Genomic DNA, 12,040 nt, shown 5'->3' with positions numbered 1-12,040 from the left:
GGCTGAATTATCATGCAGATAGCTAGAGGTGGCTTGAAATGATACTGATAATCGCTGAAGCCATTACTGAATAATTATAGGCTGATTTATTTAAAACACGTTTGCCAACTACATTAGCCATTACTTATTAATGGTTAGCAGTTTTATCTCAATCAGATAACAGTATTTCAAGTCGACTGTGCTATTAATTGATTAAGCTTTTCTCTGAGCCATACATGGGCAGGATTAACCTCATTACGTTTGTGCCACATCATATTGTGCAAAATGGGTTTGCATTTAAAGGGAAGCTCAATTAATTGCAGGTTCAATTTTGCTGCATATTTTTCTGCCATGATACTACTGGTAATACCGATACAGTCACTCTCAGAAATTAACGCCATCATGGCGATTAATGAGTGGCATTCACAACTGACTTTTCGCGCACTAATCACCTCCTCCGTAAAAAAATCCAACACAGAGAGATCTGAACGACGAACCTTGATAGTGATATGTTTTTCCTGATAAAACTGCGCCTTATCAATAATTCCATCAATGCGTGGATGCCCCTTACGGCAGACGACAGATATCTGCTCGCGGTAAAACAATTCATTTGAATAGGAAAGACTGGGAAGTTGGCCTATATCTATAGCCAGGTCAGCTTTTTGTAAGCTTAACTGATGCAGTAATTGATCCTCATTTGTGGGAGTCATTTTAAACTCTATCTCACAATTACCCATATCAGGATCTTGCTCAACCAAAGGCTGCAGCAAGTTCATCATGGGCTCATCAACGTAGACCAAAAACTGGCGCGGCGTCTGCTTATCAAACCCCGCAAGATTGCTCAGTGCACTATTGACCAAGTTATAAGCCGGTGAAACCTGATTGGCTAGCTGAATAGCGGCATTGGTCGGCGAGATCCCTCGCCCCTCACGGACAAAGAGCTCAACCCCTATGGTTTGCTGTAAACGCTTTAATGCTGCACTGACACCAGGCTGTGTCAGGCCCAGAGCATCCGCTGCCAGTGTTATCGAGCGCTGCTGATAAACCTCTAAAAATATCGCCAATAGATTAAAGTCGAATTTTTTATCCATCAAAGTCCCCAGTTTCCCGCTGCCAAACCAAAGTATAAATAATACATAAATCACGTAATACATACAAAATAGTTATATGTTATCTAAACTTGAGTTTATTGGTTAGAAAAACTCCAACGCCTATCCTATCACCAAGATTTGAAGCCAAGCCGCGATCGGTTAGCTCACAGCCGCCGCTTCCTTGCCTTTATCAGTTTTTACTTTAATTGGTGACTCTTATGCAAAACAAGATGATGAAAAAAACGGTCCTTGCAGCAAGCATTATTAGCCTGATCTCTTTTAATACTGTGGCGGCTCACTCTCATGATGACAGCGAGTCTCATAACCATGAGCATGAGCATATCAATGCAGCCGAAATGGCCGCTTACCAAGGTAAAGCTGCGACAAAACACACAACTGCGGCTAATAAAGCACTTGCCGAGCGCCTCCCATTTTCTGATATGACTGCGTTTGAACAGCAAAAGCGAGGCCTCATCGCCGCATTTGGCGATCATGACGCCGGTAAAGCACGTCTGCAGTTCAGCGATATGATGCAAGACATAGACCCACAAGCTTTTCCTGATACCGTTAACCCCTCCATCTTTCGCCAAGGCTTAATGAACTATCAAGCCGAGGGCTTATATGAAGTCGTCGATGGGGTTTATCAAATTCGTGGCAACGACATTGCCAATATTACCGTTTTCAAAACCGACAGCGGTTATGTAATTAACGACCCAGGCTTTCTTGATGAAACCACTAAGCTTGCCTGGCAGTTTGCAAAGCAGCACTTACCAGCCCCGCACACCATACACGCAGTGATCTATTCTCATCCACATGGTGATCATTTTGGTGGCGTACGTGGCTTAAGCGAAGACTTTGCCGATGATGTGAAGATCGTGGCAGCCGATGGTTTTGTACAGGCCCTCGCCGATGAAAATATGCTGGCGGGCAACGCGATGTCTCGCCGCTCAAACTACCAATATGGTGTCACACTGGGTAAAGACGCCCACGGCACCGTCGATAACGCCATCGGGCTAACACCAGGAGTGGTAGGCGGACTGACGCTAATCACGCCAACATTAGACATCACTGACAAGATTGAGAAACATGTCATCGATGGTGTTGAGTTTGAATTTACCAATGTGCCAGGAGCTGAAGCCCCAGTAGAAATTATTACTTGGGTAGAGAAGTACAAAACCTTATTTACCGGTGAACTGACCTACCACGGCATGCACAACATCTATACCTTCCGTGGCGCTAAAGTTCGTGATGCACTGGCTTGGAGTAAGTATCTCACTGACATGAAGCTTGCCTATGGCGATCGTATTGAAGCCCTTACCTCGTCTCACTCAGCTCCGGTTTGGGAAACTGCCGATATCAATGAGTACATCACCTTACAACGTGATAACTACGGCTTTATTCATAACCAGGCACTGCGTTTAGCGAACCACGGCACCACCATCAATGATGTAGGCCGTGAAATTGATAAGATTATTCCAGAGGCTCAGTTTAATACCTGGCATACCAATGGTTACCATGGTTCATACTCACACAATGCCCGTGCAGTGGTTAACCTTTACCTTGGTTACCATGACCTAAACCCTGTCAACACCAACCCGTTAACGAGCCAGGACAAATCTTGCGTCTATGTTGAAACTGCAGGTGTCGACACTTTAATGAAAGGTGCACAGGCCCGTTTTGATAAAGGTGAATATCAAGCCGCATCTCAGCTCGTTAATGATGTGGTGCTATGTGATCCCAATAATCAAGCAGCCCGTAACTTGCTAGCAGACTCATTTGAGCAGCAAGGCTATCAGTCTGAAACAATGGCATGGCGCAACTCATACCTATCTGGTGCTTACGAGTTACGCACCAATGTTATTCATGAGTCAATCAAACAGAACTCTGCCGACATAGTCGCTAATAGCCCGACCCTTAATATTCTGGACTACCTTGCGGTTCGTTTAAATGCACCAAAAGCTGTTGAAGCTGGGCTAACTCTGAGTTTCAACTTAGTGCACCCAGATACCAAAGAGTACTTCTACTCAGAGATCTCCAACGGCAATATGGCAAACGTCAGTACCAGCCAAGAAGTTGCTGGTGCCGATGCAACCTTCTACATCAACAAAGCCGATCTGGCCTCTGTGATGATAGGCGAAACAACGCTGGCTGAGCTGTTAAAGAGCAAACAAGCCGGCATCAAGGGGCAGCAAGATTTTATCCAACAAATTATGCCGACTCTAGATACCTTCAGCCCACTGTTTGAGATCTTGCCCATCGCCCAGAGCAAGTAATCCCGTACCCAGAAAACCTCTAAGCACATTAAGTTAGCAGCCCTGTCTATCAGGGCTCTATCTCTCTTTTCAGTGAGTATATTATGAAGACATTTTCCCTTATCAATACACTGGCAGTTTTAGCGCCGCTAACATTATCCGCTCATGCTATTGCCGAGCAAACTGATGAAACACAAGACATGTCAGATCCTCTTGCTGTCTACACCCAGGCAGGTGCCGGCGTCACTAATAACGGGCTCAACTTAAAAATTGGCAACAGTTATGACACTGGTAATATCGACACCATGGCGATGAATATCATCGAGCTCAAGGGGATTGCAGGTGATAGCCTAGGACTCGATGGTAATGACTCTATCAACACAGTGCGCTTTCGAAACTTTAATTTAGATACAACTAATGGCCGCGGCACTCAAATTGATGTCAACTGGGACTTCAATACGAACCTGGGCAGTGCTTCCTATAGCTTCATTCAGGCCCTGCCTGCACTCGGGCCACTACAGCTATATCCGCTTGCTGGCGTGGGTATCACGATCACCGATTCGGCAGTGATCAGAGGAGATGAAAACCCAGTGGGCAGCATAGGTTACGCCATTCCATCTAGCTTTGCGGTGGTGGGAACCTATGCAAAAATAACGCTCACCGATAAAATTTGGCTTAACTACAACCCCATGTACATGACCACGATAAACAACAACGAGTACATGTCAGATAGAATGGACGGCTTGTATCATGAGGTGGTAGCCAGCTATCAGATAAACCCTAAGCAGAATATTCGTCTATTTGCCAATTATGCCAATACAGAGTTTAACCAAGATAACAATATCGATTGGCGCATCGAGTTTAATCACCAGTTCTAATTTGCAAGAATACTAACTTTCCAGTCAGCAAGGGCTTTTGCCTTTGCTGATTTACGGCTAAAAGCCCATCCACCTGTAGCCAACAGGTTAATATCGTGTGAAACTAGTTAACAGTCAAAGTCCACATAATAAAAACAATGCGTTATAGATTTACAGATTTTGAATTTGATAGTGAAAGCTTAGTATTATCAAAAAATGGTGAAACCGTTTCGATTCGCAATAACGAAGCCAAAGTCTTACTACTTATGCTTGAGCACGCCAACCAAGTGTTAAGCAAAGAAGATATCTTATCTCAGGTTTGGCAAGACAAGGTCGTTTCAGAACAAGCGATTTTCCAAAACATTAGCCATTTAAGAGCCCTTTTTGGCAACACTGCGATTAAAACCTTCCCCAAGCGAGGTTATCAATGGCAACTAGACTTTGACATCGTAGCCCCGACTCCCCTAGACAGTGCAGTCCACAGCGCACAAGATTCATCAAGCCTCTCCATGCCCAAAGCTCAGCCCTATTGGCTGTATGCCGTACTAGCAGCTCTAGTTATCTGCATGATTGGGGTAATCAATTGGCCAAGCGAGCCTGATGGCTTAAATGACGGGCCAGCTATAAAAATAGCTTATATTCCATTCACCGATACCCAAGACACCAATAAGGTGACACTATCAGACAGCGAGTTCTTTGACTTCATCCCTTTACCTCACTTAGAGATAACCCAGTTCCTAACCTCAGCGGAGCTCGAATACCCTAATGTGGCGCAGATAAACCCATATGTTTTAACTGGCAAGATACGTACTTATCGACAGCTCAGTTACTTGGACTTTTCTATCAAGGGTCCTTTCGATGACTGGTATGGTCAACTCACTGGGACATCAACAAAAGATGTGATCGAACAATTAAGGCTGCACTTAAAGCAAACGCTGATTTATGATCTAATGAGTCAACCTCAGTCACCAGAGTTAAAACAAGCCAAGTTATCGATTGCCAACCAACAAGCCCCTGACGACCTGATAATTTTAGGTAAACTGATACTCAGTTACCTAAGTACCCGGGAACTTGAAAAAGCCATGGTGATGGCAGATAAACTTGCCGAGCTAGCACTAGCTCAAGGAGATATGCAGCAATTAGGTAACGCTTACCTGCTTCAAAGTACAATTTTAACCCGCAAGAAATTATACGATTTAAGTGCTAAAAAACTCACTGTAGCCATTGAGCAATTTGAAAAAATTAACGACCTCAATCGTCAGGCCGATGCTTGGCACTCAAAAGCTTGGTTATATCATCTACAAGATGACTATGCTGCGATAAAAGCCAGTTTACTCAAATCGGCTCAACTCTCATTTGATGCTAAAGACATTCCCCGCGAACTCGATGCGCTCACCTATCTCTCTATTATGGCCCATAAGCAGCATCAAGAAGATGATAAATACTTGTACTTACAACAAGCTGAAAATAAGATGCGAGAGTATCAACTGCCTATTTATCACTTTGCAAAAGTCCCCTTTCATTATGCTATTTTTGCCGAAAATCCAGCTGATAAAGAGCCACACTTAAAACAAGTGCTCGAGTTTACCGCGCTAACACCTGAGCATTGGGTCGCTCAATCGAGCCGTGAACAACTGATGACTCATTACATCAAACACAATCGACTCGATGAAGCACAGGCATTGATTGATAATGTCACAGCTGATAATGCTTATAACTCATACCTAAAAACAGTTCTGGCTCAGGCTAAACAGCAAACAGACCTATTTATCAGTCATGCCCGGCGCACTTTCGAACAAGCACAGCTTTCAGGCGAACTATATATTGGTTTAGACGTGGCTTTACTCTTATGCAACTCGCCTAATGAACAGATAAATTATGACTTTTATTCGCAGTATATTAATGAAAACGCCACAGTAAATTGGCGACAGGCTAACGAAACTAAGCTATTGGCACTTAACCTATAAAGGCAGTTAATCTATAAAGGAAAACGGTAAAAGCTGGCAGCATCATAGCTACCAGCTCTTTTAGGCTTTATTGCCACTTCAACTCGCACTTTCAAGTGGCTGTAGCGAGTGATGACTAGATGGCTTTTACATCCAACCAATTAACCGCAAACCTAGGCTGCTTACCTTCAATGGTCAGTGTATGAACACCTTGGGGTAATTCAATCACGATATTATTGACCGTTTTCCAGCCTCTCTCCCCTTCAAGTTGAGGTGACGCCAGCTTTTGATCGCCAAGCCAAAGTTCAAATTTTTGAGCTTCACCGGAATGAAATACCCTAGCATCAAATTGAAACTTGCCACCACGGGCGACTCGAATTTGATAAGACGCTTTTTTGTCCCCTAAAGAGCTAAAAATCTTATCATTATCAGGCTCCATGGTTGAATCTCTCACCTCTGCACCATGGGCAAAATTAAACGCCTCCCCCTGAATTTTAATGGGTAAGGTATGTACCAAACTTGAGCCGCTATCGACGGCTTCACTGCTTTGGCTCTCAGTGGTTCCGTTTAATGCCACGACCGAATAGCGCGCGTTATGCGCTAAAGGCGACGTGTCGATAAAGTGCGTGTCTTTAATGAGTGTAGAAATAGCCCTCTTGGTATTAGTGAGCGGGTCCTGTCTATAGACCTTGTAGCCACTCAAATAGGCTTCGCTGTTCCCTTGCCAGCTCAGTGCAACTTTGCCTCCTTTAACTTCAGCAACCTTTAATCCCTGAGGCTTACTAGGATACGCAGGATTCTTTGCATGCTTAAGCTTCACCTTATCCTGAGCAAGAGTCAGTTTTTGCACGAACTGAGCATCCCCCTTTTGCGAAGGTAACTCTTTTCCTTTGGTATCAAGCACCAACCTAAAGCCTTCAATGGCGCCCAAAAAGTCGTTAGTTATATAGCTACGCTCACTTGAATGCCAAGGGAACCAATGCCAACTGCCACCACGAGCGACAAAAGACTCACAACCATCGACTGTCACCTTGCTGCCATCCACAGGGGCATCCTTATAGCTATCAACATAGCAGTCTGCTAGATACTCCATGGCATTACCAATTAGGTCATGTACACCAAATGGATTGGCTTGATAGAGGCCAACCATTGCTAGCGTGGCTTCATTGTCACTGCATTGCTCGATATCTCTTACATTGGCTCCAGGAAATATTTCCGCTGACTTATCCGCCGCATACCAGTCGGAAACATTACCGTATTGGCAGGCTTTTGAAGCAGCTTGCTCATCACCAAAAAAGTATCGAGTACTGGTTCCTGCACGTAGGGTATATTCCCACTCAGCTTCTGATGGCAGTCGATAATGCTTTCCTGTTTGCTCTGTCAGCCAATTGGCGTAGTCGACCGCAGCTTGCTGGGGTAAGCACACCACAGGATGATAATCACTAAAGTTATAAATATTAGTGTCCCATGCAGCTAACTCCTCTGTTGGGCCACCTAATACATGCTGATAGCAATTACTTGGCATCTCATAGTCGGTCGCTTTAATGAACTTTCTAAATTCTGCAACCGTCACTTCATATTTGCCCATCTGAAAAGCTGAAATAGACACTTTACGAATGGGCCTTGCATTTTCATCACCGCGATCGCTACCCATTAAAAATTCTCCTGCTGGAATACTTACCATAGGAGGCTCTATAAAATCGGACTGTGCAGCAAATACTGAACTTGTAGAGGTTAATGTTATGCCAGTAAGGGCTAAAATGATTGGGTTGAATCTAAGTAATGGGCTCATATCAATTTCCTTTTGTTGATAGGAAAAACAATATGAGTTTCAGAGGATTGGATCTTATGAAAATTCTATTTTCCCCTTCAATAAAGGGAAAATAGAAAAATCCTAGATATTTTAAACCTGTGTTGCTAACAAGCATTGATACGAGTAATGAGCTTATATCAGGTTTACTTTGCGGCTATTGCATAGCGCCTAGAGAGCTTAATATAGAGGAACAAAGATAAGAATATTACCCCACCACCTAACGCCTTTTGCGCCTCTAGTGTCTCCCCTAACATAGAGACACTTAACATCATGGTCCAGATTGGCTCTAAGATCATTATCAAAGCGGCTGTTTCCATTTTCACAGAATATTGCCCCATCGTTTGCAGCAAGTAGCGTATCGAAGTGGCAAAAATAGTCGAAACCGTAAACCAAAACAGTAAGCTATGGCTGTATTCGAAGTTAAAGTTCTGGGTATATGCCACATAGATTAACCCCACAACACCGACCATAAACATCTGCAAGCAGATTGAAACCAACGGTGTTAACTGGCTGCTAATCCTTTTGTTTAACACGAAGTGAACTGAGAGCAATGCAGCCGCTAAGAGAAAATAGAGCTGGCTTTCATCGAGATGCCAACCATCACCTAAAGTCAACAACATCATGCCGACAATACTAACAGGCAGTGCCAGCCAAAATGCTCTGCTTGGCCTTAATTGGAACAGCAACCATGAAGTCATAGGCGCTATAATCATCGCCAAACTCATGATAAAAGCGCCTTCCGACAAACTCGCGCTGATAGAGACTGCATAAACCCAAACTTGCAGTGCAAGCCCAAGAAACACGCCTACTCCACAAGCTAATAGTACCTGCCGCAGGCTTAACTTGCGCATCTGCTTATAGCAAAATGGCAATAAAACTAGGCTAGCAAGCAAAAATCTTACAGCAATAAATGCCTCACCCGGCATCTCCAAAACAACTAGTTTTGAGGCAATCCAACCTAGCGCAGCCAACAAGGTGGCGACAAGTAGGTACAACTCTGCACGCATCAACAACTCACTTTTAGACTTGAAATCGAACTGACGAAAGGGAAAAAATAGGGCTTTTGCATTGAATGCCATTGAGCACACATCAAGAGAGATGGCGCAGACGAAAATCCCATATTAAAGCAAGATAACCATACCTAGATTACCTAGAAAATCATCTAGAAAGTTATCTTTAATATCGCTTGCATCTTACCTCAGCTTTTAGCGCATAACTATAGATTTAGTCACAAGTATTATACCAAGCGGTATAAGAAAGTAGTCAGTTCAGAGTTATTTTTGGCGGCTTAATTCAAGGCGAATGAGTGAGGGAATGGTGATCCCTTTTGAGCTTATTCAACACAGAAGTAGGCTGCCAAAAAAACTCCTAGAAGGCGAGTTTTAGCACTTCTGATACTGCGTTAACGAGCTTAAACGTAGAATAACTATGTCTCTCACTCGTTGCCTTGTCTCACAAGCGCTAAACTCTCGCTGAATGGCCACATCTTTATACCGATTGGTATTATAGTCAGTTGCAATGTTCGAATTCATTAGTCCCAACACTGACTACTCTTGTTTTTCAGCTTCCCGTTTTACCAGGATAAAGGTCAAATACATTTTAGTGGGTAAGGATAATGCCATGCCAAAAGCCACACACATGGCGCTAATGATGATACCTGTTACGCCCATGGCTTCTATACTTTCACTAAAGTTATGAAAGTAGATCCCGAGTAGGATTAAGCAAATGCCCACAGAGATGCAGCACTTAAGGATTAAGATAAGTTTGGCATCTGTCACTATCCCTTCTCCATCTAAATGTATTCCCTTAATGCACTAACGCTAACATCTACAAAAGCAGATAGCAGAACAGGCTGGATATCTAATCCTATAATGAGCCTTTATTGTGAATCGTCAACCCTATGTGATGCGAACCAGAATTGAAATCAAATACTTAAGTTATAGCGCCCTGATACAAGTTAAAACACCAAAAAGGTTGAAATAACCGATCAAAGATAAGTAGCATAGACTTTATGATTTTATAAAAGGACTTTGAATCATGAGAGCCTCACTGGTATACCTCAGCACTTTTACGTTACTCACTAGCTGCACATTGACAGATGATGACCATCTTCTAAAAAGCCATAACACCTCCCCAAAAAAAACGGTTGCAGCTTATAGCCATCATAACCTCCCGGCTCCTCCTCAAGAGGGCGATAGCCAGTCGGTAACTCAAACGAGAGAGAATGTAAGGTCAACATATAAACAAGTTTATCAATCAGGTAGCTGGGTTACTAAGTCAGTAACAAAACAGATTATTGAGTAACCTTATACCAATTGCATTAAGTATTTAAGCAATTCAGAGCGCCTTAGGCTTTTCAATTCAAGGCGCATTAGTGAGCAAATGGTTATTCCCTTTTGAGCTAATGCAAAGCAGAAGTGGGAAGTCTAAGACGTTCACGTAGTGCGGCTGATGTTCAAAGCAATGGCAAAGCCCTTTATACTTCGATGAGCGTTTTCGATATAGAATAACTATTAGCTTCAATCGCCCATCTCGCCTACAGGGCTTTTAATTCCCGCTGAATGGTCAAACTTTTAATACAACTGGTATTAAAAGCAATAAGATAAACACAGGTAAAGCATAAATAAAAAAGGAGCGGTAATACCGCTCCTTTTTTGGCTAAGAGGTTTTAGATTAACCCATAAGCTGGCTTATCAAACTTGGTTTAAGCTTCAATAGCTTTATTAACATCGAGTGCTTTAGCTTTAACTTTTACACCAGCTTTAACCTTAGCTTTGAACTTGGCCTTAATCAGTAACCGCTTGCCTTGCTTGTTTTTTAATAACACATGACAAAGCTCTGTGATTAGACCAAAAGCCATGGCGAAGTACACATAACCCTTATTCACATGCACACCAAAACCTTCCGCTATCAATAGTCCTCCTAATAAAACGAGGAAGAGTAGCGCCAAGGTTTTAAAACCTGGATAAGCTAGAATCAAGTTATTGATCTTACCAGCAATCAATACCATCACAACTGCAGAGGATAAGATAGCTGCAACCATGATAGGCACTTCATTAGTAAGCCCCACCGCAGTGATCACTGAGTCCATAGAAAACACTGCATCTACAGCAACGATCTGCAATAAAATCACCACTAAACCTGTTTTAGCATAGTTAGATTGATTCACTTCAGAATGACTCACTAGCCAAGACCAAAGCTCCTTTAAGCTCTTGAGTAGCAAAAATAGACCACCCAAAATTAAAATTAACTCGCTACCGGTAAAGGTCATTCCAGCCAAGGTTAATAACGGCTTAGTGAGTGTCATTATCCAACTAATCGAAAAGACCAAAGCGATACGAGATAGTACAGCTAATGATATGCCTAAGTTACGTGCCAGCTCGCGCTTCTCTTTGGGCAAACGCTCACAAAGCACCGAAATAAAGACTAAGTTATCGACACCTAAGACTATTTCCAGTGCAAACAGGGTGGCGAATACAATCCAAGTTTCAGGTAGTAGGAAGAGTTCTAACATGATGAATTAAGCTCCTGGTATTGGTAGCAAAATAACATTGTCAGTCGACTTCGTGGGTCATCCATTTTAAGTTTAAAACCTCTAAGTAATTGATACATTGCGATTAGAGCACCAATACTTAGGGCTGACAACAGAATATAATCACCAGGTTATTTCCATCACAACAAGATACCCACAATAACAGTAATAAACACCACAACTTCAAACAAATAAACTTTAAATACATATAGTTATAAATCATTAATTTAAGGTATCTAACAGATTAATTTAAATTTAATCAGCTTTACCTCATGATTTTACCTACTTCAGACTAGTTCAGTTACCCCTAAAATAATGTGTATCAATCACAGAGCAATGCCGATTATTAATCAAGAAGTGATAAACAATGAATGATATGCAGGTAGCTAGTCACTTTAATGACTGTATCAATTGTAAGTTCATGAGCTGTAACGACTTAAACGAAAAAATTTAAGCCCGTTATTTCACCTTGTGAAAACCAGCAAAAAAACGTAAATGAGCATGATTATCGATAGTAATTACTATGATAAAAAAGCTATCAAAATGATACTCTCGATGATAACACTATCA

Annotated in this window: 8 protein-coding genes; 3 read left to right on the top strand and 5 right to left on the bottom strand. The window is 42.5% G+C overall.

The features are described 5' to 3' along the window. Positions 1-167 precede the first annotated feature (167 nt). Complete coding sequence (locus BM736_RS07525) at positions 168-1,070, bottom strand: LysR family transcriptional regulator (protein WP_076410486.1); 903 nt, start codon at positions 1,068-1,070, stop codon at positions 168-170. Positions 1,071-1,288: 218 nt separating this feature from the next. On the opposite strand from BM736_RS07525, the gene BM736_RS07520 reads away from it, so the two are divergent. The 3 genes from BM736_RS07520 to BM736_RS07510 all read left to right on the top strand — a co-directional run bounded on the left by BM736_RS07520 (position 1,289) and on the right by BM736_RS07510 (position 6,146). After that, positions 1,289-3,343, top strand: a complete 2,055-nt coding sequence (locus tag BM736_RS07520; protein ID WP_218638749.1) for an alkyl/aryl-sulfatase — start codon at positions 1,289-1,291, stop codon at positions 3,341-3,343. Between the two features lie 83 nt (positions 3,344-3,426). After that, positions 3,427-4,200: a hypothetical protein gene (locus tag BM736_RS07515; protein ID WP_076410484.1), complete on the top strand. Its 774-nt coding sequence runs from the start codon at positions 3,427-3,429 to the stop codon at positions 4,198-4,200. 137 nt (positions 4,201-4,337) lie between these two features. Beyond that, positions 4,338-6,146, top strand: coding sequence for a winged helix-turn-helix domain-containing protein (locus BM736_RS07510; protein ID WP_076410482.1), 1,809 nt, complete (start codon positions 4,338-4,340; stop codon positions 6,144-6,146). A 115-nt stretch (positions 6,147-6,261) separates the two neighbouring features. Here the strand turns inward: BM736_RS07510 and BM736_RS07505 are convergent, their stop codons facing one another. From BM736_RS07505 to BM736_RS07485, 4 genes are all read right to left on the bottom strand, one after another. Then, positions 6,262-7,917: an SUMF1/EgtB/PvdO family nonheme iron enzyme gene (locus tag BM736_RS07505; protein ID WP_076410480.1), complete on the bottom strand. Its 1,656-nt coding sequence runs from the start codon at positions 7,915-7,917 to the stop codon at positions 6,262-6,264. Between the two features lie 164 nt (positions 7,918-8,081). Further along, positions 8,082-9,017, bottom strand: coding sequence for a DMT family transporter (locus BM736_RS07500; RefSeq protein ID WP_306170159.1), 936 nt, complete (start codon positions 9,015-9,017; stop codon positions 8,082-8,084). Positions 9,018-9,485: 468 nt separating this feature from the next. Next, positions 9,486-9,716, bottom strand: coding sequence for a hypothetical protein (locus BM736_RS07495; protein WP_076410477.1), 231 nt, complete (start codon positions 9,714-9,716; stop codon positions 9,486-9,488). A gap of 926 nt (positions 9,717-10,642) precedes the next feature. Next, positions 10,643-11,452 carry a TerC family protein gene (locus tag BM736_RS07485; RefSeq protein ID WP_076410473.1) on the bottom strand — a complete coding sequence of 270 codons (810 nt, stop codon included), beginning with the start codon at positions 11,450-11,452 and terminating at the stop codon, positions 10,643-10,645. Positions 11,453-12,040 lie beyond the last annotated feature (588 nt).

Source organism: Shewanella sp. UCD-KL12, assembly GCF_001957125.1.
Lineage (GTDB): Bacteria > Pseudomonadota > Gammaproteobacteria > Enterobacterales > Shewanellaceae > Shewanella.
Note: the sequence above shows the minus strand (reverse complement) of the source record. Positions and strands in the feature narration are given on the sequence as shown.

Coding starts and splice junctions, on each gene's coding strand:
- BM736_RS07525 (WP_076410486.1), bottom strand. CDS start 1,070: ATGGATAAAAAATTCGACTTTAATCTATTGGCGATATTTTTAGAGGTT.
- BM736_RS07510 (WP_076410482.1), top strand. CDS start 4,338: ATGCGTTATAGATTTACAGATTTTGAATTTGATAGTGAAAGCTTAGTA.
- BM736_RS07485 (WP_076410473.1), bottom strand. CDS start 11,452: ATGTTAGAACTCTTCCTACTACCTGAAACTTGGATTGTATTCGCCACC.
- BM736_RS07520 (WP_218638749.1), top strand. CDS start 1,289: ATGCAAAACAAGATGATGAAAAAAACGGTCCTTGCAGCAAGCATTATT.
- BM736_RS07500 (WP_306170159.1), bottom strand. CDS start 9,017: ATGGCATTCAATGCAAAAGCCCTATTTTTTCCCTTTCGTCAGTTCGAT.
- BM736_RS07515 (WP_076410484.1), top strand. CDS start 3,427: ATGAAGACATTTTCCCTTATCAATACACTGGCAGTTTTAGCGCCGCTA.
- BM736_RS07505 (WP_076410480.1), bottom strand. CDS start 7,917: ATGAGCCCATTACTTAGATTCAACCCAATCATTTTAGCCCTTACTGGC.